The organism is Streptomyces sp. NPDC086519, assembly GCF_040686075.1.
GTDB lineage: Bacteria > Actinomycetota > Actinomycetes > Streptomycetales > Streptomycetaceae > Streptomyces > Streptomyces shenzhenensis.
On record NZ_JBFBJL010000089.1, the window covers coordinates 1 to 21,371 of the forward strand.

Sequence of the window (21,371 nt, forward strand, 5' to 3'; positions counted from 1 at the left end):
CGGTCCTGCGGCCACAGGTGGTAGTAGGCCTCGTTCGCCGCGCCCCGGAACTCGGGGTGCCGGCCCGCCGTTCGCGATTCCTCAGACGTACTCCACGGCCGCGTCCAGCAGCCAGTCGGCCAGGTAGCCGGCGAAGGAGGAGCGCACCAGGACCCAGAACCCGGCCCTGGTCTCGTCCCGTGCGACCAGGACGACCTGGGTGCGGGCCAGCGTGGTCTGGGCGCAGCGGCCGGGTCCGAAGGCGCGTGGGTGCAGGTCCAGGGCGCAGCCGTGGGCGAGCAGGTCACGGGCGCGCGGGCCGCCGACCAGGAGGGTGGTGCGCTGGGCGGAGACGTCGGTGACGGCGACCGGTTCGTCCCCGGCGGCGGCGCGGATCCGGCCCTCCAGTTCGCGCTCGGTGCCGGGCCGGCCCACCACCAGCCATTCGTCGGGGCCCAGCCACACCGCGGTCACCTCTCCCGCGTGCACCACCGTGTTCGGCTCAGTGGGCAGCTGGAGTCCGAGGGCCGGTCCGACGGCGTCCGCCGCCGGGCTCTTGGCGTCGAGGCGGACGTTCACCTGGGCCAGGAAAGGGAGTTCGGCCAGGCGGAGCGCGCCCTTGGAGGAGCGGGTCACGGCGGCCAGGCGGGGCGCGGCGCCCGCCAGGGGGCTGCGCCGGCATGCGGTCGGGGCGGTGTCAGCCATCGCGGCGGGCTCCCTCGGGGTCGTAGAGGACGGGACCGGCGACGGTCACCGGCAGCAACCGGTCGCCGACCGGGGCGTACAGGCGCTCGCCGATGCGGTCCCGGCCGCCCTTGACCAGGGCGAGCGCGAAGGTCCGGCCGAGCGCGGCGCTGCGGTAGCTGGAGGTGACGTGGCCGAGCATCGGGACGGGCGGGGCGGGCAGTTCGCTGTCGGCGACCAGATGCGTGCCCTCGGGGAGGAAGGCCCCGGGGTCGTCGGTGAGGACGGCGACCAGGTGCTTGCGGTCCGGGCGGACGGTGTCGGCGCGGGCGTAGGAGCGCTTGCCGATGAAGTCGGGCTTCTTCTTCGACACCGCCCAGCCCATGCCGAGGTCCTGCGGGGTGACCGTGCCGTCGGTGTCCTGGCCGACGATCGGGTAGCCCTTCTCCGCGCGCAGCACGTGCATGGTCTCGGTGCCGTAGGGGGTGATGCCGTACGGCGCCCCCGCCTCGTACAGCGCCTCCCAGAGCGCGACCGCCTGCCAGGGCGACACGTTGATCTCGTAGGCGAGTTCGCCGGAGAAGCTGATCCGGCACACGCGGGCCTCGATGCCGGCGACGGTGGTCTCCCGCCAGGCCATGAACGGGAAGTCGTCGTTGGCCACGGCCAGTCCGGGCGCGAGCGAGCCGAGGACCGCGCGGGACCGGGGGCCGACCAGGGCGACGGTCGCCCAGTGCTCGGTGACCGAGGTGCAGTGCACCCGCAGGTCCGGCCACTCGGTCTGCAGCCACTCCTCCATCCAGTCCAGAACGGCCGCCGCGTTGCCGGTCGTGGTGGTGACGAGGAACCGGTCGGGGGCGAGCCGGATGACCGTGCCGTCGTCGAACACCATCCCGTCCAGGCGGCACATCACGCCGTAGCGGATCATGCCGACCTTCAGGCTGCTCATCATGTTCGTGTAGAGCCGGTCGAGGAAGAGCGCCGCGTCCGGGCCCTGGACGTCGATCTTGCCGAGGGTGGAGGCGTCCATGAAGGCCACGCCCTCGCGGGCGGCGCGGCACTCGCGGAGCACGGCGGTCTCCATGTCCTCGCCGTCCCGCGGGTAGTACCAGGGCCGCTTCCACTGCCCGACGTTCTCGAAGAGCGCGCCGTGCTCGACGTGCCGGCCGTGCAGGGCGGTGGTGCGGACCGGGTCGTGCAGCGCGCCGCGGTCGCGCCCGGCGAGGGCGGCGAAGGAGACGGGGGTGTACGGCGGCCGGAAGGTGGGCAGGCCGAGCGCCGAGAGGTCCACGCCGAGGAGTTCGGCGACCACCCCGCTCGCCAGCACGCCTCCGGTCTTGCCCTGGTCGTTGGCGGTGCCTGCCGTGGTGTAGCGCTTGGTGTGCTCCACCGAGCGCAGGCCCGCGCCGGTCGCACGGGTCAGGTCCGCCACGGTGACGTCGCGCTGGAGGTCGACGAAGCGGGGGGCGGCGGTGGGAGTGGGGACCGTGAAGACGTGCATGGGCGGCGTGTGCGGCTGGACGGTGACCGCGGGGAGCGCGGGCATGGGCGTCCCGGTGGGGTAGCCCTCGGCCTCGACCGCGCGTGCTCCTGCCGCCGCGCCCTCGGCGAAGGCGGTGGCGAGGTCGGGGGTGCCGTTCGCGGCGCCCGCGGCCTCGACCGCCTGACCGCAGCTGTCGGGGACGAACGCGCCGAGCGTCTCGTCGTGACGGAGCCTGCCGCCCGCCTGGCTGAACAGGTGGGCGACCGGGTTCCAGCCGCCGGAGACCAGGAGCAGGTCGGCGGCGAACTCGCGCTGCGGGGCGGTGGGTTCGGGTTCGTCCGCGGTGGCGGTCCCGGCTTGGTACGGGGCGACGGTCACGGCCGTGAGACGGGCGCCGCCCGCTGTGCCGGTGACCGCGTGGCCGGTCAGCACCTCGATGCCGGCGGACCGGGCGCGTTCGGCCCACTCCCCCGGCGCGGGGCGCGTGTCGACGATCGCCGCGATGGTCACCCCGGCCGCGGCGAGGTCGAGTGCGGCGGCGTAGGCGGTGTCGTTGGTGGTGAACACGACGGCGCGGCGGCCGGGCAGGACGGCGTAACGGTTCAGGTAGGTCCGGGCCGCGCTCGCCAGCATCACGCCGGGGCGGTCGTTGTCGCCGAACGCGAGGGAACGCTCGTGGGCGCCGGTGGCGAGGACGACGCGCCGGGCGCGGATCCGCCAGACGCGTTCGCGGGAGACGTGCTGCGGGGCGTCGGCGCCGAGGTGGGCGGTGCGGCGTTCCACGGCGAGGAGGTGGTTGTCGTCGTAGTGGCCGAAGACGGTGGTGCGGGGCAGGACGCGTACCTCGGGGGCGGCGTCGAGGCGGGTGCGGGTCGCGGCGACCCAGTCGAGGTGCTCGCCGGTGCCGAGCAGGCTGCCGCCGGGTTCCGGCTGGTCGTCGGCGAGGATGACACGGGCTCCGCTGGTCGCCGCGGCGGCCGCGGCCGCGAGGCCGGCGGGGCCCGCGCCGACGACGAGTACGTCGCAGTGGGCGTACACGGCGTCGTAGCGGGCCGGGTCGGGGGTGGTGGCGAGGCGGCCCTGGCCGGGGAGGCTGGTCGCCACCAGGCCGTCGTGGAGTTCCACGGTGGTGGCGGGGAGCATGGGTTCGGGGAACGGGGCCTCGATCTGGACGACCGCGTTGGGTTCCTCGACGCCGGCGGAGAAGATGCCCCGGGGGCGGCCGAGTCTGATGCTGGTGGCGGCTTGGATGACGCCGTTGGCGAGGAGGGCGGAGGCGAGGGTGTCGCCTCGGTAGCCCTGGTACCGGGTGCCGTCGAAGGTGAAGGTGAGGGGGGTGGTGCGGTCGATCCGGCCGCCGGTGGGGGTGCGGGTGGGAGGGGTCTCGCCCCCGCCGCCCGTGCCCGTCCCGTCCTGACGGGGCGCCGCCCCTTCAGCCCTGCTGGGGGCCGCGTCCCCGGACCCCCCTTCGGCCTGAACGGCCGCGTCCTCGAACGCCGGACCGGCTGAGGAAAGCCGCGTCGGCGCAGAGGACACCGCCGGACCGGCCGAAGCAGGCGGCGTCGGCCGGGAAGGGGGCTCGGTGGGCAGCGGACGGGGTTCGCCTGATCTGTACACCGTCAGGATCTCGTTCGTGGATGTGTCGCGTACCGCGTTGAACCACCGTCGGCAGCCCGCCGCGTGGGACCAGCGCTCCGCGAACGGGCCCTTCGGGTTGTCGCGGAAGAAGAGATAGCGGGCCCATTGCTCGTCGGTGAGGGCCGCCGGGTTCTCGGGGTAGGGGACGTGGGCCTGGCCGCCGTAGTGGAACTCGGTCTCGTCGCGGGGCCCGCACCACGGGCAGGGGATGAGCAGCATGGTCGGGCTCCCTAGTGGGCCACCGCGGCAGCGCCGTGCTCGTCGACGAGCGCGCCGGTGGTGAAACGGTCGAGCGAGAAGGGGGCGTTGAGGGGGTGGGGGGTGTCCTGCGCGATGGTGTGGGCGTAGACCCAGCCGACCCCGGGGGTGGCTTTGAAACCGCCCGTTCCCCAGCCGCAGTTGAGGTAGAGGTTGTCCACCGGGGTGAGGCCGACGATCGGCGAGGCGTCGGGGCTGACGTCGACGATGCCGCCCCAGGTGCGCAGCACGTGGGCGCGGGCGAAGACCGGGAAGAGTTCGAGGGCCGCGGCCATCTGCTCCTCGATGATGTGGAACGCGCCGCGCTGGGTGTAGGAGTTGTACGCGTCGATGCCCGCGCCCATCACCAGCTCGCCCTTGTGCGCCTGGCTGACGTACACGTGCACCGCGTTGGACATGACGACGGTGGGGTGGACAGGCTCCAGGAGTTCGGAGACCAGGGCCTGCAAGGGGTGGCTCTGGAGAGGGAGTCCGATGCCCGCCATGGCGGCCAGGACCGAGGTGTGGCCGGCCGAGCACAGGGCCACTTTGCCGGCGGCGATCGGGCCGAGGGTGGTCTGGACGCCGACGACCCTGCCGCCCGCCACGTCCACTCCCGTGACCTCGCAGTTCTGGATGATGTCGATGCCGGCCGCGTCCGCGGAGCGGGCGAAGCCCCACGCCACGTAGTCGTGCTTGGCGATGCCGGCACGGGGCTGGTAGGTGCCGCCGAGGACCGGGTAGCGCACGTCGGGTGAGGTGTTGACGATCGGGCAGACCTCTTTGACGCCGTCCGCGTCGAGCCACTCGGCGTCCACGCCGTTGAGGCGGTTCGCCTCCACCCGGCGGACGCTGTCTCGGACGTCCTGGAGGCTGTGGGCGAGATTCAGGACGCCTCGCTGCGAGAAGAGGATCGGGTAGTCGAGTTCCTCCTCCAGGCCCTCCCAGAGTCTCAGCGCGTGTTCGTAGATGCCCGCGCTCTCGTCCCACAGGTAGTTGGAGCGGATGATCGTGGTGTTGCGGGCCATGTTGCCGCCCGCGAGCCAGCCCTTCTCCAGGACGGCCACGTTGGTGATGCCGTGGTTCTTCGCCAGATAGTGGGCGGTGGCCAGGCCGTGTCCGCCGCCGCCGACGATGACGACGTCGTACGACCGCCTGGGCTCGGGTGTGCGCCACAGGAAGTCCGGGTGGTCGGGGAGGTCGGCGCCGGGGGTGCGGGGGCTCATCGGGCGTCTCCGTCGTGCGAGAGGTGCGGGTAGAGCGGATGCTTCGCGGCCAGTGCCTCGGTGCGGGCGCGCAGGGCGGCCGTGTCCGGCTCGGGCTGGAGGGCCAGCGCGATGACGTCGGCGACCTCGGCGAAGTCCGCCGCCGTGAAGCCCCGGGTGGCCAGCGCGGGGGTGCCGATGCGCAGGCCGGAGGTGACCATGGGCGGGCGCGGGTCGAAGGGGACGGCGTTGCGGTTGACGGTGATGCCGATCGAGTGGAGCAGGTCCTCGGCCTGCCGGCCGTCGAGGGGCGAGTCGCGCAGATCGACCAGGACGAGATGGACGTCCGTGCCCCCGGTCAGCACCTTCACTCCCGCCGCGGCCGCGTCGGACCGGGTCAGACGCTCGGCGAGGATGCGGGCGCCGGCCAGGGTGCGGGCCTGGCGCTCGGCGAACTCCGGGGACGCGGCGACCTTGAAGGAGACGGCCTTCGCCGCGATGACGTGCTCCAGCGGGCCGCCCTGCATGCCGGGGAACACCGCCGAGTTGATCTTCTTGGCGAGGTCGGCGTCGTTGGTGAGGACGACCCCGCCGCGCGGCCCGCCGAGGGTCTTGTGCGTGGTCGTGGTGACCACGTGGGCATGCGGCACGGGGCTGGGGTGAAGTCCCGCCGCGACCAGGCCCGCGAAGTGCGCCATGTCGACCATGAGGAGGGCACCGGTCTCGTCGGCGATCCGGCGGAATGCCGCGAAGTCGAGCTGCCTCGGGTACGCCGACCAGCCCGCGATGATCATCTTCGGGCGGTGTTCCCTGGCCAGCCGCTCCACCTCGTCCAGGTCCACGAGGTTGTCGCTCTCACCGACGTGGTACGGCACGACGTTGAGCATCTTGCCGCTGTAGTTGAGGCGCATGCCGTGGGTGAGGTGGCCGCCGTGCGCGAGGTCGAGGCCGAGGACCGTGTCGCCGGGCCGGAGCAGGGCGAAGAAGACGGCGGTGTTGGCCTGGGCGCCCGAGTGCGGCTGGACGTTGGCGAACCCGGCCCCGAAGAGCGACTTGACCCTTTCGATCGCCAGCCGCTCGGTGACGTCGACGTGTTCGCAGCCGCCGTAGTAGCGGCGACCGGGATAGCCCTCGGCGTACTTGTTCGTCGCGACCGATCCCTGCGCCTCCATCACGGCGGCGGGCGCGAAGTTCTCGGAGGCGATCATCTCCAGGGTGGACTGCTGACGGTGCAGCTCGGCACGGAGCGCGGCATGAACCTCGGGGTCGAGCTCGGCCAGGGACGTGTGCAGGGCGTTCATGCGGGTTTCGCGTTCCTCTCGGTCACCGGCGGTATTCCTTCCAAGGAGCCGAACTGCGGCGCCCCGCGAGGGGCGCGGGGCTGTGCCGACAGTGCGGCTGCCGCAACGAGCCCGCAGCCGAACGACGGCACCACGTGCGTCCCTCACCCACGAAGACGGCTCATCGCCGGATCGAACAACGGCTCCTCGGCCACCACGGCCTCCACTCGCTGGTCGAAGTACCCGATGCGGACGCCGGTCCCGGGTACCGCCAGTTCCGCCGGGAGCCACGCGTACGCGATCCCCTTGCCGATCGTGTAGCCGTACGCCGCGCTGGTCACGTAGCCGACGGCGCGGTCACCGTCGTACACCGGCTCCTTGCCCATGACGACGGCCCGCGGGTCGTCCACGGTGAGGCAGCTCAGCCGGCGCCGTACCGCCGCCTTGCGGCGCTCCAGCGCGGCCCTGCCCACGAAGTCGCCCTTGTCGGGCCTGACGGCGAAGCCGACGCCGGCCTCGTAGGGGTCGTGCTCGTAGGTCATGTCGGTGCCGAAGGAGCGGTAGCCCTTCTCCAGCCGGAGGCTGTTGAAGGCGCCGCGGCCGGCGATGATCCCGCCGAGGGGCTCGGCCGCCTGCCAGAGGGTGTCCCAGAGTTTCGCGCCCTGGTCGGCGGTCGTGTACAGCTCCCAGCCGAGTTCACCGACGTACGACAGCCGCATCGCGGTGACCGGCACCGAGCCGATGTAGGCGCGCTTGGCGCGGAAGTACTTGAGGCCCTCGTTGGAGAAGTCCTCGTCGGTGAGGGGCTGGAGGACCTCGCGGGCCAGCGGGCCCCACAGGCCGATGCAGCAGGTGCCGGGGGTGATGTCGCGGACCTGCACCGTGCCGTCGGCCGGGAGGTGCCGGGTGAACCAGTCGAGGTCGAGGTTGCCGTTGGCGCCGACCTGGAAGAGGTCCGGGGCGAGGCGGGCCACGGTGATGTCGCTGCGGATGCCGCCGTCGTGGCCGAGCAGCAGCGTGTACGTCACCGAGCCGACGGACTTGGCGACCTTGCCGGTGGCCAGGCCCTCCAGGAAGTCCGCGGCGCCGGGGCCGCTCACCTCCAGGCGCTTGAGGGCGGTCATGTCGTACATCGCGACGGTCTCGCGGGTGACCTGGGCCTCGGCGCCGACGATCGGCGACCAGTAGCGGGCGGCCCAGTCGTTGGGGGTGGGGATGGCACGGCCCTCGACCAGGCCCGCGTTCGCCTCGTACCACTGGGGGCGTTCCCAGCCGTTGGCCTCCAGGAAGAACGCGCCGTGTTCCCGCTGGCGGGTGTGGAAGGGGCTGGTGCGGATCGGGCGCGGCTTCCCGGACGGCTGGAGGGGGTGGAGGATGTCGTAGACCTCGACGAAGTTCTGGCAGTCGCGGGCGAGGACGTACTCGGGCGAGAGCTGGTGCGGTTCGAAGCGGTTGACGTCGCACTCGTGGAGGTCGAACGAGGAGCAGTGGCCGTCGACCAGCCATTCGGCGACCGCCCTGCCGACGCCCGCGGAGTGGGTGACCCAGACGGCCTCGGCGACCCAGAAGCCCTTGACGTCCGGGGACTCGCCGAGCAGCGGGTAGCCGTCGGTGGTGAAGGAGAACAGGCCGTTGATGCCCTCCTCGACCTTGGCCTCGCGGGTCGCGGGCAGCAGGGACCGGGTCTCGGTCCAGGCGTCCTCGAAGTCCTCCTCGGTGAACTTCAGGACGGAGGGCATCTGGTCGGCCTCGTCCACGGAGAGGATGTCGTCGGCGGAGACCGGCATGGGGCGGTGACCGTAGTAGCCGATGCCGAGGCCGTCGAAGCGGTCGCGGTAGTAGAGGTCGGCGTCCTGGTGGCGCAGGATCGGGCGGACGGCCTCCTCGGTCTGGCCTGCCAGGGCGGGGACCGGGCCGGTCCAGGCGAGCTGGTGGGCGAGCGGGGTGAGGGGCAGGTTCATGCCGACCATGCGGGCGATCCTCGGACCCCAGATGCCGGCGCAGCAGACGACGACGTCGGCGGGGATCTCGCCCTGGTCGGTCACCACCGCGGTGACGGCGCCCTCGCTCTGCCGCACGTCGAGGACCTCGTGGCGGGCGAGGAAGCGGACGCCTCGCTCGGTGGCCCGGCGGATCTGGGCCTCGACGGCGAGGACGGCCTTGGCGAGGCCGTCGGTGGGGACGAGCAGGCCGCCGAGGACCCGGTCGCGGTTGACCAGCGGGTGCTGCTCGACGCACTCCTCGGGGGTGAGGATCCGCGCCTCGATGCCCCAGGCGGTGATCCAGCCGTGCCGGCGGTGGAGCTCGGCGAGGCGCTCCGGGGTGGTAGCCACTTCGAGGCCGCCGACCTGGAGGAAGCAGGGCTTGCCGTCGACGTCGAGGGAGCAGAACTTCTCGACGGTGTAGCGGGCCAGCTCCGTCATGGTCTTCGAGGGGTTGGTCTGGAAGACCAGGCCCGGCGCGTGCGAGGTCGAGCCCCCGGTCGCCGGGAGGGGGCCCTGGTCGACCACGGTCACCTCGGTCCAGCCGCGTGCGGAGATCTCGTCCGCGAGGGCCGCCCCCACGACGCCCGCTCCGATGATGACCACTCGGGGTCCCGCCATCGCCCAACCTCCGAACTTGAGACCGGTGCAGTTGCTTTGTGCGCAACGTGATTCAGGTTGCGCAACTCAATGTGCCCGCCTCCGAGGAGGGGTGTCAAGGGGTGGCGACCTAGCGGAACAGCCAGGGGAAGGGCCTGGGGAACGGCCCCCGCGACGGCGGGAAACGGCAACGCCCGGCGGGCGGCGCGCACAGCTGCGCACCGCCCGCCGGGCGTCCCGGAACGGCTCTCCTCGCGGCCCCCGCTACTTCAGCCAGGCCTTCACCTTGTCGGGGTTGGCGTCGACCCACTTCTTCGCCGCCGCGTCGTCCGACAGCTTGTCCACCGCGATGTACTTGGCCACGGTGTTCTGGTCGTCGTTGGTCCAGTGGAAGTTCTTCACCAGGTCGTAGGCCGGGCTGCCCGACTTGGCGAAGCTCGCGCTGACGATCTTGTCGAGGTCGTAGACGGGGTAGTCGCAGGCGACCTTGGCCGCGTCGGCGTCGCAGCCCGTCGTGTACTTGGGCAGGTCGACCTTGACCAGCGGCACCTCGGACAGGAACCACTGCGGTTCGTAGAAGTAGCCGATCAGCCACTGCTTGTTCTTCTCGGCCGTTCTGAAGGCCTGGATGAGCGCGGTCTCGCTGCCCGCGTACACCACCTTGAAGTTCAGCTTCAGGTTCTTCACCAGGGCGGCGTCGTTGGTGACGTACGACGGGTCGCCGTCGAGCAGCTGGCCCTTGCCGCCGGACTCGGAGGTCTTGAACTGGGCGGCGTACTTGTTGAGGTTCCCCCAGTTCGTGATGTCGGGGTGCGCCTTGGCCAGCCACGGCGGCACGTACCAGCCGATGATGCCCTTGTTGCCGGTCGAACCGGCCTCCACGGCCGTCTTCTGTCCGGTGATGTACTTCTTCTTCAGATCGTCGTGACCCCAGTTCTCCAGGACGGCGTCGACCTCGCCGGTCCCGAAGCCCTGCCAGGCGATCTCCTCCTTCAGGTCCTTCTTGTTGACCGTACAGCCGAGGTTGTGCTGTGCGACGTACGCGACGACCGCCGCGTCCGCCTCGTAGCCCACCCAGGGGTTGACGGCCAGGTTGAAGGTGCCGCACTTGCCGCCCGAGGACGTCGAGCCGGCGGAGCTGCTGTCGCCGACCTTCGCGCCGCCGCAGGCCGTGAGGGTGAGGCCGAGGACGGCCAGGCCGGCCGCGCCGGCTCGCCAGTGTTGTGCCATGGTGTAGAGCTCCTTATGCCCTGGTGCGTCGCGCCGCAGCCTGTGTGATCCGGTCGAACATGACTCCGAGCAGTACGATCGCCAGCCCTGCCGCCAGCCCCTTGCCGTACAGCTCGCCCTGCGAGAAACCGGCCACGACGTCGTAGCCGAGGGCGCCCGCCCCTACCAGGCCGCCCACCACAACCATCGACAGCACGTAGATCAGGCCCTGGTTGGTCGCGAGGGTCAGGGCGCTGCGTGCCATCGGCAGCTGGACCTTGGTGATGATCTGCCAGGTGTTGCACCCGGCCGAGGTGGCCGCCTCCACGGTGGGCGCGGACACGTTCCGCACCCCGTCCGCGATGATCTTGACGGCGACGGGTGCCGCGTAGACGACGGCCGCGACGATCGCCGTGAAGCGGGTGGCGCCGAAGAGCGCCAGGAACGGCACCAGATAGACGAACGGCGGCATGACCTGCGCCGCGTCCAGGGTGGGCCGGATCAGCCGGTCCACCAGCGTGCTGCGGCCCATCCACACGCCGAAGACGACGCCGACCAGCATCACCAGGGCGGTGGCCACGGCGGTGGAGGCGAGGGTGGTCATGCTGTCCGACCACAGGCCCGTGCCGACCAGCAGCCCGACGCAGACGGCCGCCGTCGCCCCGGCCCGCCAGCCCCCGAGGACCGCGCCGAGGCCGACCAGGACGGCGCCGACCAGCCACCACGGGGAGTCGGTGAGCAGCGTCTGGAACGGGTTGAGCAGGCCGTTGGTGAGGGCGTCCCGCAGGGCGTTGGTGAGGCCGGAGAGGTGGTCCTGAAGCCAGGTGGTCGCGGTGTCGGCGGCGCTCGCGATGTGGCTGCCGGCGGTGCCGTCGCCGGGGAACTCGGCCGCCCAGACGTAGGTGTGGGAGAGGTAGACCAGGACGAGGGCCGCGACTCCGCCCGCCCCGAGCAGTGGGCGGCGCCACTTCAGGAACCGTCCGTCCGTGCGCCGCGTCTCGGTGCGCGCGGCGGCGGCCGTGGTGACCCGGTCCAGCACGATGGCCATGACGACGATGGCGAGGCCGGCGTTGAAGGCGGTGCCGACGTCGAGCGACTGGAGGGCCTGGACGACGGTCTTGCCGAGGCCGGGCGCGTCGATCAGGGCGGCGATGGTGACCATGGCCAGGGCGGCCATGATGGTCTGGTTGACGCCCATGACGACCGTGCGCTTCGACATCGGGAGCAGCACCTTGACCAGTTGCTGGGTGCGGGTGGTGCCGAGCGAGTCGGCCGCCTCGACGGTGGTCTCGGGGACGGAGCGGATGGCGTGTGCGGTGATGCGGATGGCGGGCGGGGCCGCGTAGATCACCGTGGTGATGACGGCGGAGGCGCCGCCGATGAGGAAGATCAGGGTCAGCGGGGCGAGGTAGACGAAGGTCGGCAGCGTCTGCATGAAGTCCAGGAAGGGCGTCATGACCCGGTTGAACCGGTCGGAGAGCCCCGCCCACACGCCGAGCGGGATGCCGATGAGCAGGGCCACCAGGACCGCCGACAGGGTCAGCGCCAGGGTGTCCATGCTCTCCTGCCACAGGCCCTGGAGCCCGAAGAAGGTGAAGCCGGCGACGGCCAGCAGGGCGACCCGCCAGTTGCCCACGGCCCAGGAGACGTAGCCGGTGAGTCCGACGACGCCGAGCCAGCCGATCTGCGGGACCGGGCGGCCGCCGGTGGGCTGGGAGATCAGGGACTGGACGAAGGTGACCAGGTTGTCGATGGCCAGCCGGATCTCGTTGAAGAAGTAGAGGAAGACCGGGTTGGAGTTGCGGTTGGCGCCGATGCTGTCGTTGACGTCGTTCAGCCAGCGGTGCAGGCCGGTGAGGTCGGCGGCGGCCAGGGTGAGTGTCTGCCGCCCGCGGAACGCGGCGAAGAGCACCAGCCAGACGACCAGGATCGCCGCCACCACCATCGGGCGGCTGATCTTCTCGCGTATCGTCACGGCCGGCGCGGTCGCGTCGGCTACCGCAGCCATCACGCGCCGCCTTCCTGCCCGGCGACGACGGCGAGGATCTCCTCGTCGCCGACGATGCCTAGCAGTTCGCCGTTCTCGACGACCTTGACCGGCTTCTCGGCGGCGAGCACCGCCCGGGTCGCCTCGCGGACCACGACGTCCGGTCCCAGCTCCGGTCCGTCGAGGGCGTCGTCGGGCTCGGCGGGCCGCATGATCCAGCGCAGGGTGAGGACGTCGCCGCGCGGCACGTCCTTGACGAAGTCCCGTACGTAGTCGTCCGCCGGGGCGCCGACGAGTTCGTCGCCGGTGCCGCACTGGACCATCCTGCCGTCCCGCATGATCAGGATGCGGTCGCCGAGCTTGAGTGCCTCGGAGAGGTCGTGGGTGATGAAGACCATGGTCTTGCCGACCTCGTGGTGCAGCCGGATGACCTCGCTCTGCATGTCGCGGCGGATCAGCGGGTCGAGTGCGGAGAACGGTTCGTCGAAGAAGAGGACGTCGGGGTCGCCGGCCAGCGCCCTGGCCAGGCCCACGCGCTGCTGCATACCGCCGGAGAGCTGGTCGGGGTAGGAGTTCTCGTACCCGGCGAGACCGACCAGTTCGACGGTCTCCATCGCGCGTTTCATACGGTCGGCCCTGCCCATGCCCCGGATCTCCAGGCCGAACGCCACGTTGTCGACGACCTTGCGGTGCGGCAGCAGGCCGAAGTGCTGGAAGACCATGGAGAACTTGCTGCGCCGCAGCTCCCGCAGCCGCCGGGCGTCGGCGCCCCGGATGTCCTCGCCCTCGAAGACGATCTCCCCGGCGGTGGGTTCGATCAGCCGGGTGAGACATCGCACCAGGGTGGACTTTCCGGACCCGGACAGGCCCATCACGACGAAGACCTCGCCGGGCGACACCTCGAAGTTCACGTCCCGGACGGCGGCGGTGCAGCCGGTGCGGTCCATCAGCTCGCGGCGGGTGAGCCCGCAGAGCTCCTCGGAGCCCGGCACCTCGTCGGCCTTGGGCCCGAACACCTTCCACAGCCGGCGCACGGAGATGACCGGGGTGCGGTCCTGAGAGTCCTGGGACGTGTCGCGCCGCTGCGACACCTCGGTCGGGGCTGGGGTCATGGTGGGGGCCTCTCTTCGGCGTCAGCCGCGGAACCAGTGCTGCGGCCGGGGTTGGATGTTCTGCCAGACGTGCTTGGGCTCTCGGTACTCGTCCAGGCCGGTCGGTCCCAGCTCGCGGCCCACGCCCGAGTGCCCGAAGCCACCCCATTCCGCCTGCGGCACGTAGGGGTGGTAGTCGTTGATCCACACGGTTCCGTGGCGCAGCCTGCGGGCGACCCGCTGGGCCTTGCCCGCGTCCTGTGTCCAGACGGCGCCGGCGAGGCCGTACTCCGTGTCGTTGGCGATGCGGACGGCGTCGTCCTCGTCCCGGAAGCGTTCGACGGTGAGCACGGGCCCGAAGGACTCCTCGTGCACCACGCGCATGTCCTGCCGACAGGCGTCGAGGACGGTGGGCGGGTAGTAGAAGCCGTTCGCGAGGGCGGGGTCGTCGGGGCGGGTGCCGCCGCAGCGCAGTACGGCGCCCTCGGCGATCCCGGCGGCGACGTACGCCTCGACCTTCTCGCGGTGCTGTGCGGAGATCAGCGCGCCGGTCTCGGCCTCGGGGTCGAAGGGGCCGCCGAGGCGGATCAGGCGCGCACGGCGGACGACCTCGTCCACGAAGGCGTCGTGGACCGTGTCCTCGACGATCAGCCGGGCGCCGGCCGAGCAGACCTGCCCGGAGTGCAGGAAGACGGCGGTGAGCGCGAAGTCGACGGCCGTGTCGAAGTCGGCGTCCGCGAAGACGACGTTGGGGTTCTTGCCGCCCAGTTCGAGGGCGACCTTCTTCACGGTCGCCGCGGCGGTGGCCATGATCCGCTTGCCGGTCTCCAGTCCGCCGGTGAAGGACACCATGTCGACGGCGGGGTGCTCGGAGAGCGCGGCGCCTGCCTCGGGGCCGGCGCCGAGGACGAGGTTGCCGACGCCGGGCGGGAGTCCGGCCTCCGCCAGTGCCTTCAGCAGCAGGATCGCGGTGGAGGGAGTGAGCTCGCTGGGCTTGAGGACGAACGTGTTGCCCGCGACGAGGGCGGGCGCGACCTTCCAGGAGGCCTGGAGCAGCGGGTAGTTCCACGGGGTGATCAGCCCGCACACGCCGATCGGCTCGTACACGACACGGCTGACGGCGTCGTCACGTCCGGTGTCGATCACCCGACCGGCGTCGGTGCCGGCGATGCCGCCGTAGTAGCGGAAGCAGGAGACGACGTCGGCGATGTCGTACTCGCTCTCCACCAGGCGCTTGCCGGTGTCCAGGGACTCGGCGCGGGCGAATTCCTTGGCGTCGCGCTCGATGATGTCGGCGGTGCGCAGCAGCAGCGCGCCGCGCTCCCGCTCGGGGGTGTGCGGCCAGGGGCCTTCGTCGAACGCGCGCCGGGCCGCGGTGATCGCGGCCTCCGTGTCGGGGCGGGTCGCCTCCGAGACCGTCGCGACGAGGGTGCCGTCCGCCGGACAGCGGATCTCGCGATGGCCGCCCGCCACTGCGGCGCGCCATTTTCCATCCACATACAGATCTGCCACGGCCGCGCCCTTCGAGCCCGAATTCGTTGCGCATTGTGCATTGGATTGCTTTTGGTGGAACACCCTGACTGAATGTACGGACAGCCGTCAAGGGCTCCGCGTATCCCGATTCGGCCGCGAAAACGGCATCCCTCGGGGGGTGGGTCAGCCGCCCAGCCGGTCCAGCAGCGCTCGGCGCCACCGCTCCGTCTCGGCGACCTGGTTGAAGGTGAACAGGTGGAGGCCGGCCACGCCCGCCGACGGCGCGGTGAACGCCGCCGTGCCCCGGGTGAGCAGCCGCTGCGGGTCGTAGCCGCCGGGTGCCGCGAAGCGCAGGAACCAGGAGGCGTGCCCGGTGAGGAAGCGGGCCGACTCCCCCACCCCGATCTTCGTGGCCATGGCGAGCAGTTTGGCCCGCTGCACGGGCCCGGCGACGCCGACGTACACGGGCAGGGTGACGTCACGGCGCCGGATCCGGGTGAGCCAGTCGCCGAGCACGCGCGCGTCGAAGCAGAGGTTGCTGACGATGTAGGTGGCGTGCGCCCGCTTGTCCCACATCGCCTGGATGGTGAGGTCGTCATGGATGAGGGGATGGCTCTCCGGGTAGCCGGTGATCCCGGTTTCGGTGAAGGGTCTGCCCATCTCGGTCAGCCGGCGCAGCACCGGAAGCGCTCCCCCGTACGGCCCGGCGGGCGGATCGGCGTCGCCCGCCGGGACGAAGAGGTCGTCGACGCCCGCCCCGCCCAGCCGCTCCGCGACGTCCTTCAGGTGGGTGTCGTCGCGCAGCAGGCGGGCGGGCACGTGCGGGACGACGCGGTAGCCGTGCGCCGCGAGCCGTTCGGTGAGGTCGAGGGTGGGCTCCAGGCCCTTGACCGGCGACGCCGTGACCGTGACCACGACGTCGCGGGGCACATGGGCGAGGACCTTCTCCTCGGTCGCCCGCGCCGGCAGCACCTCGTAGCGGACCCGGGTGAGCAGCGCCCGCAGCGCCTCGGCGCCCACGGCGCTCTACCCGGCCTGCTTCTGGGCGTCGCGAAGCCGGTAGTAGACGGCCTTCGACGGTGGCAGCGGCTGCTTGCCGAGGATGAGGTCGGCCGCCTTCTCCGCGATCATCATCACGGGGGCGTAGATGTTGCCGTTGGTGACGTACGGCATCACCGAGGCGTCCACCACCCGCAGGCCCTCCACGCCGTGCACCCGCATGCTCGTCGGGTCGACGACGGACATCTCGTCGGTGCCCATCTTGCAGGTGCAGGACGGATGCAGAGCGGTCTCGCCGTCCTTGGCGACCCAGTCGAGGATCTCCTCGTCCGTCGCCACGGAGGGGCCGGGGGAGATCTCCCCGTCGTTGTAGGGGGCGAGGGCGGGCTGGTTGAGGAGGTTGCGGGCGACCCTGACCGCCTCGACCCACTCGCGGCGGTCCTGCTCGGTGGAGAGGTAGTTGAAGCGCAGGGCCGGGTGTTCGCGCGGGTCCTTGCTCCGGATCTTCACCGAGCCGAGGGCGTCGGAGTACATGGGGCCGACATGGACCTGGTAGCCGTGGCCGCCCGCCGGCACCGAGCCGTCGTAGCGGACCGCGATCGGCAGGAAGTGGAACATCAGGTTGGGGTAGTCCACGTCCTCGTTGCCGCGGCAGAAGCCGCCGGCCTCGAAGTGGTTCGTCGCGGCCGGGCCCTTGCGGAACAGCCACTGCAGGCCGATGAAGGGGGCCCGCCACTTCGCCAGGTACGGCTGCATGGAGACGGGCTGCTTGCAGGCGTACTGGATGTACACCTCCAGATGGTCCTGGAGGTTCTCGCCGACGCCCGGCAGGTCGTGGACGACATCGATGCCGAGGGCGCTCAGTTCCTTCGCGTTGCCGACGCCGGAGAGCTGGAGCAGCTGCGGGGAGTTGATCGCCCCGCCGCACAGGATGACCTCCTTGGCGCGGACCTGCTGGAGGGCGCCCTTGCCGCGCTGGAACTCGACGCCGACGGCCCTCTTGCCCTCGAAGAGGACACGGGTGACCAGAGCGCGGGTCTTCACGGTGAGGTTGGGGCGCTTCCTGGCGGGCTTGAGGTACGCCTTCGACGCGGACAGGCGGCGGCCGCGGTGGACGTTGCGGTCGAACTTGGCGAAGCCCTCCTGCCGGTAGCCGTTGACGTCGTCGGTGGGCGCGTGGCCCGCCTCCTCGGTGGCCTTGAGGAAGGCGGAGAAGAGCGGGTTGGTGGCCGGGCCGCGCTCCAGGACGAGCGGGCCGTCGTGGCCGCGGAACTCGTCGTCCGGGTCGGCGGCCAGGCAGTTCTCCATCCGGCGGAAGTACGGCAGGCAGTGGGCGTAGTCCCAGGTCTCCATGCCCGGGTCGGCGGCCCAGCGCTCGTAGTCCATCGGGTTGCCGCGCTGGAAGATCATGCCGTTGATGCTGCTGGAGCCGCCGAGCACCTTGCCGCGGGCGTGGTAGATGCGGCGGCCGCCCATGTGGGGCTCGGGCTCGGACTCGTACTTCCAGTCGTAGAAGCGGCTGCCGATGGGGTAGGTGAGCGCCGCCGGCATGTGGATGAAGACGTCCCACGGGTAGTCGGGGCGGCCCGCCTCCAGGACGAGCACCCGGTTGCCGGGGTCGGCCGAGAGCCGGTTCGCCAGTGCGCTGCCCGCCGAACCGCCGCCGACGATGACGAAGTCGTACTGCAAGGGAGCCATGGTGCCTCGTCTCGCTCGCGCCGTCGATTGCGCGGCATGCTAGTACGGGTATCGCTATACGCACCAGGTTGCGAACAACGCAACTTGTAAGATCTTTGTTCACATCGCGTTACTTGGAACGCGTTGTTTACTGCGCGTATAGTTTCGCTATGAGCAACTTCAGTCCGGATACCGAAACGAACGGCTCATCTTCTGGCGGCGTGCAGTCCGTCGACCGCGCCATCAGCGTCCTGGAGATCCTGGCCCAGCGCGGCGAGGCGGGGGTCAGCGAGGTGGCCGCCGAGATCGATGTTCACAAGTCGACCGCGTTCCGCCTGCTCGGCGCCCTGGAGGCGCGCGGTCTCGTGGAGCAGTCGGGCGAGCGGGGCAAGTACTCGCTCGGCTTCGGCATCGTACGCCTGGCCGGGGCCGTGACGGGTCGCATCGACGTCACCCAGCAGGGCCGGCAGGTGTGCGAGCGACTGGCCGAGGAGATCGGCGAGACGGTCAACATCGCGGTGATGCAGGAGCACTACGCGATCAACCTCTACCAGGTGCGCGGCACGGCCGCCGTCACCGCTCACAACTGGGTCGGCCAGCTGACCCCGCTGCACGCCACCTCCAGCGGCAAGATCATGCTCGCCCACCGGCCCGCCGCGGAGCGCGCCGCCCTGATCTCGGACGGGGGTCTGAAGAAGCTGACCCCGCACACCATCTCCTCGAAGGCGAGGCTGGAGAAGAACCTCGCCGAGGCCCGGGAGCGCGGTTACGCCTGGACGCTGGAGGAGCTGGAGATCGGGCTGCACGCCATGGCCGCGCCGATCCGGGACCGGGAGGGGGTGGTCATCGCGTCGATCAGCGCGTCCGGGCCGTCCTACCGGTTCACCGAGGAGCGCATGCACGAGCTGGCCCCGGTGCTGGTCAAGGGCGCGGAGGAGATCAGCCACCGCATGGGGTACCTGGGCTGAGCCGCCCGCTGAACGACCGCCGTACGGCCCGCGTCCGCCCCCTTCCAGCGCGGGCCACGGGCGTCACTGCGGCTGCCGGGTGCCGAGCCGCCCGTGGACCCAGTCGTGGAAGGCGCCGATGTGATGCTCGCTGGGCACCAGCACCCCGCCCTTGGCGTACAGCCGTGAGCTCATACCGGGCTGCGTGCGCTCGCAGGCCTCGAAGTCCTGGCGGTTGACGCGGTCGAAGAGCTCCACGGACCGGCTGACGTCCTTGCCGCTCTCGACGACGTGCGGCAGGTAGAGCCAGTCGCACTCGACGATCGTGCGGTCGACGGCCACCGGGTACATCCGGTGGAATATCACATGGTCCGGCACCAGGTTGATGAACACCTGCGGCTTGACGGTGATCGCGTAGTACCGCCGGTCCTGGTCCGCCGAGACCCCGGGGATGCGGTCGAGGCCCTCGGAGCCGTCGACGGTGAAGCCCTGGACGTCCGCGCCGAACTCGGCGCCGTGGCCGACGTAGTACTGCGCCGCGTAGCCGTCGGCGAACTCGGGCAGCACCTCGGTGAGTTCGGGGTGGATGGTGGCGCAGTGGTAGCACTCCATGAAGTTCTCGATGATGAGCTTCCAGTTCGCCCTGACGTCATAGACGATCCGTCTGCCCACCGAGAGCTCCTCGATGCCGTAGTGCTCGATCGACTCGACGTCGCCGAGCCGCTCGACGGCTGCCCCGATCACCTCCTCCTCGAAGGACGGCGGGTGCTCCGCGAGGCACACCCAGACATAGCCGAGCCACTCCCGGACGGCCACGCCCACCAGGCCGTACTCGGTGCGGCCGACGTCGGGCATCTTGGTGAGGTTGGGGGCCGCGACCAGTTTGCCGTCCAGGTCGTAGGTCCAGGCGTGGTACGGGCACTGGAACGCCCGCCTGACCTCGCCCGCCTCCTCGGTGCAGAGCTTGGCCCCGCGGTGCCGGCAGACGTTGAAGTAGGCGCGGACCGACTGGTCCCGGGCCCGGGTGACGAGGATGCTCTCGCGGCCCACGTCGACGGTGCGGAAGGCACCGGGTTTCGGCAGGTCCGCGGCGCGGGCCACGCAGAACCACATCGTCTCGAAGATGCGCTCCTGCTCCTGGGCGAAGATCCCGGGGTCGCTGTAGGCGGAGCCGGGGAGGGTGGCGATCAGGCTGTCCGGCAGGCTGGTCGAGGTCACGGTGCACTCCTCGGAGGACGTCGTGGATCGGTGGGGTGGCGCGGGCGCCGGGTCAGGACGCGGCGGTGCCGAACTGCTTGCGGGCGCGGGTGAACAGCCGCGGCTGGTTCATCCCGAGCACGGCGACCTGCCGCCCCGCCCGCCGGTACACGGCGAGGAAGCTGCGGTCGTCGGTCGAGCCCTCCTCGACCGTCACACTGTCGGCCCCGGCGGCGTGGCCGACGAACTGGATCTTCACACCGTACTGGTCGGACCAGAAGTAGGGCGGCCGGGGTGTACTCGGTTCCCGAGCACCGTGGGCGAGCAGCGTGGCGACGGCGGTGTCCGGCCGTTCCAGCGCGCCGGTCCAGTGCTCGACCCTGCGGTGGGTGCCGGTGTGCGGGTCGTACCAGTTGGCGCAGTCGCCGACGGCGACGACCCCGGCCACGCTGGTGCGCCCGTCGGCGCCGCACTTCACGCCGTTGTCGAGCGCGATGCCGGAGTCCTCCAGCCAGTCGACGCACGGGCGGGCCCCGACCCCGACGACGACGGTGTCGGCGGGCACGCTGCGGCCGTCCTCCAGCAGTACGGCCGTCACCCGGCGCTCACCGCTCAGCCCCTTGACCCCCACCCCGCACAGCAGCCGTACCCCGTGGTCGGCGTGGAGGGCGGAGACGACGGCGCCCATGGCCTCGCCGAGCGGTCCGGCCAGCGGGGTCGGGGCCGCCTCGATCACGGTGACGTCGAGGCCGAGTGCGTACGCCGTGGCGGCGACCTCGGCGCCGACGAACCCGGCGCCGATCACCACCAGGCGGCCGCCCCGGGCGAGGTCGTCCTTCAGGGCGCGGGCGTCGTTGAGGGTGCGCAGCACATGGACCCCGGCGAGGCCCTCGGTGCCGGGCAGGGTACGGGCCGCGGCGCCGGTCGCGATGACCACGCCGTCGGCGCGGACCTCCCGGCCGTCGGCCAGCCGGACCGAGCGCGCGGTGCGGTCGAGCCCGGTGGCCCGGGTCCCGAGCAGCCACTGTGCGTGCAGGTCCTCGTCGTCGCGCTCCAGCGCCAGGTCCGCCTCACCGAGGGTGCCGGTCAGGAACTCCTTGGACAACGGCGGTCTGTCGTACGGGCGGTGGGACTCGTCGCCGACGACGACCAGCCGGCCGTCGTACCCCCGCTTGCGCAGCGAGCGCGCGGCCGACAGTCCGGCCAGTGAGGCGCCCACCACGGCGACCGTCCTCACGCCGCGCCGCCGGCGAGGCGGGCGGAGACGCACGGCGGCAGGTTGGGCGCGTCGGCGGACAGCCGGACGTAGACCGTGCCGTCCGCCACGACGACCTCGTGGGTGCGGACCGGGAGCTTGGCCGGGGGCGCGTCCACGGCGCCGGTCCTGAGGTCGAACTTGGAGGCGTGCAGGGGGCATTCCACCTCGCAGCCCTCCAGCCAGCCGTCGGCGAGCGAGGCGTCCTGGTGGGTGCAGGTGTCGTCGATGGCGAAGAGCTCGCCGTCATCGGTGTGGAACACCGAGACGGGCGGTTCGATGTCGAGCCGGTGGGCCTCGCCTCGCGGTAGATCCGCGAGACGGCACGCGGGAATCATCATGACACCTCGGTGCGTATAGCGAAACGGATTGCGGTGAGCGCAACGTCAGTCTGCGGGCCGCCGCGAAGCGTTGTCAAGGAGTTCACGCGCCGGTTTGCCCGGGCCGC

The 21,371-nt window shown here is 71.4% G+C and carries 15 protein-coding genes; 1 reads left to right on the forward strand and 14 read right to left on the reverse strand.

What is annotated here, in order from left to right; all coding sequences use genetic code 11:
• Positions 1-81 precede the first annotated feature (81 nt).
• From AB0P24_RS43365 to betA, 11 genes are all read right to left on the reverse strand, one after another.
• Positions 82-684: a sarcosine oxidase subunit gamma family protein gene (locus AB0P24_RS43365; RefSeq protein ID WP_365804174.1), complete on the reverse strand. Its 603-nt coding sequence runs from the start codon at positions 682-684 to the stop codon at positions 82-84.
• A complete protein-coding gene (locus AB0P24_RS43370; protein ID WP_365804176.1) occupies positions 677-4,003 on the reverse strand; it encodes a sarcosine oxidase subunit delta family protein in 3,327 nt (1,108 codons plus the stop codon). Before AB0P24_RS43370 ends, AB0P24_RS43365 begins: the two co-directional genes overlap by 8 nt.
• Positions 4,004-4,014: 11 nt before the next feature.
• Complete coding sequence (locus AB0P24_RS43375; protein WP_365804178.1) at positions 4,015-5,247, reverse strand: sarcosine oxidase subunit beta family protein; 1,233 nt, start codon at positions 5,245-5,247, stop codon at positions 4,015-4,017.
• Positions 5,244-6,527: a serine hydroxymethyltransferase gene (gene glyA, locus AB0P24_RS43380; RefSeq protein ID WP_365804180.1), complete on the reverse strand. Its 1,284-nt coding sequence runs from the start codon at positions 6,525-6,527 to the stop codon at positions 5,244-5,246. The genes AB0P24_RS43375 and glyA overlap by 4 nt, the downstream gene beginning before the upstream one ends.
• A gap of 143 nt (positions 6,528-6,670) precedes the next feature.
• Positions 6,671-9,109 (reverse strand): FAD-dependent oxidoreductase, encoded by a 2,439-nt coding sequence (locus AB0P24_RS43385; protein WP_365804182.1) that lies wholly within the window; start codon positions 9,107-9,109, stop codon positions 6,671-6,673.
• A 243-nt stretch (positions 9,110-9,352) separates the two neighbouring features.
• Entirely contained in the window at positions 9,353-10,318 is a 966-nt protein-coding gene (locus tag AB0P24_RS43390; RefSeq protein WP_365804184.1) for an ABC transporter substrate-binding protein, read from the reverse strand.
• A gap of 13 nt (positions 10,319-10,331) precedes the next feature.
• On the reverse strand, positions 10,332-12,305 hold the full coding sequence (locus AB0P24_RS43395; protein WP_365804186.1) for an ABC transporter permease subunit: 1,974 nt from the start codon (positions 12,303-12,305) through the stop codon (positions 10,332-10,334).
• Positions 12,305-13,396: a glycine betaine/L-proline ABC transporter ATP-binding protein gene (locus AB0P24_RS43400; protein WP_365804188.1), complete on the reverse strand. Its 1,092-nt coding sequence runs from the start codon at positions 13,394-13,396 to the stop codon at positions 12,305-12,307. Before AB0P24_RS43400 ends, AB0P24_RS43395 begins: the two co-directional genes overlap by 1 nt.
• Before the next feature lie 21 nt (positions 13,397-13,417).
• Positions 13,418-14,887: an aldehyde dehydrogenase family protein gene (locus AB0P24_RS43405; RefSeq protein WP_365804190.1), complete on the reverse strand. Its 1,470-nt coding sequence runs from the start codon at positions 14,885-14,887 to the stop codon at positions 13,418-13,420.
• A 144-nt stretch (positions 14,888-15,031) separates the two neighbouring features.
• Positions 15,032-15,868 (reverse strand): 5,10-methylenetetrahydrofolate reductase, encoded by an 837-nt coding sequence (locus AB0P24_RS43410; RefSeq protein ID WP_365804192.1) that lies wholly within the window; start codon positions 15,866-15,868, stop codon positions 15,032-15,034.
• Between the two features lie 6 nt (positions 15,869-15,874).
• Entirely contained in the window at positions 15,875-17,545 is a 1,671-nt protein-coding gene (betA, locus tag AB0P24_RS43415) for a choline dehydrogenase (RefSeq protein WP_365804194.1), read from the reverse strand.
• Positions 17,546-17,694: 149 nt separating this feature from the next.
• Between betA and AB0P24_RS43420 the strand changes: the two genes are divergently transcribed.
• Complete coding sequence (locus tag AB0P24_RS43420) at positions 17,695-18,492, forward strand: IclR family transcriptional regulator (RefSeq protein WP_365804196.1); 798 nt, start codon at positions 17,695-17,697, stop codon at positions 18,490-18,492.
• A gap of 63 nt (positions 18,493-18,555) precedes the next feature.
• Here the strand turns inward: AB0P24_RS43420 and AB0P24_RS43425 are convergent, their stop codons facing one another.
• From AB0P24_RS43425 to AB0P24_RS43435, 3 genes are read right to left on the reverse strand one after another with little or no spacing between them, the layout of a single operon-like run.
• Positions 18,556-19,689 carry an aromatic ring-hydroxylating dioxygenase subunit alpha gene (locus AB0P24_RS43425; RefSeq protein ID WP_365804198.1) on the reverse strand — a complete coding sequence of 378 codons (1,134 nt, stop codon included), beginning with the start codon at positions 19,687-19,689 and terminating at the stop codon, positions 18,556-18,558.
• Between the two features lie 52 nt (positions 19,690-19,741).
• Positions 19,742-20,905 (reverse strand): FAD-dependent oxidoreductase, encoded by a 1,164-nt coding sequence (locus AB0P24_RS43430; RefSeq protein ID WP_365804200.1) that lies wholly within the window; start codon positions 20,903-20,905, stop codon positions 19,742-19,744.
• Entirely contained in the window at positions 20,902-21,264 is a 363-nt protein-coding gene (locus AB0P24_RS43435) for a bifunctional 3-phenylpropionate/cinnamic acid dioxygenase ferredoxin subunit (protein ID WP_365804202.1), read from the reverse strand. The genes AB0P24_RS43430 and AB0P24_RS43435 overlap by 4 nt, the downstream gene beginning before the upstream one ends.
• Positions 21,265-21,371: the final 107 nt, after the last annotated feature.

Bases quoted from the DNA above. Each gene is read 5' to 3' on its own strand.
- AB0P24_RS43385 (WP_365804182.1), bottom strand. From the start codon at position 9,109: ATGGCGGGACCCCGAGTGGTCATCATCGGAGCGGGCGTCGTGGGGGCG.
- AB0P24_RS43365 (WP_365804174.1), bottom strand. From the start codon at position 684: ATGGCTGACACCGCCCCGACCGCATGCCGGCGCAGCCCCCTGGCGGGC.
- AB0P24_RS43420 (WP_365804196.1), top strand. From the start codon at position 17,695: ATGAGCAACTTCAGTCCGGATACCGAAACGAACGGCTCATCTTCTGGC.
- AB0P24_RS43390 (WP_365804184.1), bottom strand. From the start codon at position 10,318: ATGGCACAACACTGGCGAGCCGGCGCGGCCGGCCTGGCCGTCCTCGGC.
- AB0P24_RS43400 (WP_365804188.1), bottom strand. From the start codon at position 13,396: ATGACCCCAGCCCCGACCGAGGTGTCGCAGCGGCGCGACACGTCCCAG.
- AB0P24_RS43395 (WP_365804186.1), bottom strand. From the start codon at position 12,305: ATGGCTGCGGTAGCCGACGCGACCGCGCCGGCCGTGACGATACGCGAG.
- betA (WP_365804194.1), bottom strand. From the start codon at position 17,545: ATGGCTCCCTTGCAGTACGACTTCGTCATCGTCGGCGGCGGTTCGGCG.
- AB0P24_RS43435 (WP_365804202.1), bottom strand. From the start codon at position 21,264: ATGATGATTCCCGCGTGCCGTCTCGCGGATCTACCGCGAGGCGAGGCC.
- glyA (WP_365804180.1), bottom strand. From the start codon at position 6,527: ATGAACGCCCTGCACACGTCCCTGGCCGAGCTCGACCCCGAGGTTCAT.
- AB0P24_RS43375 (WP_365804178.1), bottom strand. From the start codon at position 5,247: ATGAGCCCCCGCACCCCCGGCGCCGACCTCCCCGACCACCCGGACTTC.
- AB0P24_RS43370 (WP_365804176.1), bottom strand. From the start codon at position 4,003: ATGCTGCTCATCCCCTGCCCGTGGTGCGGGCCCCGCGACGAGACCGAG.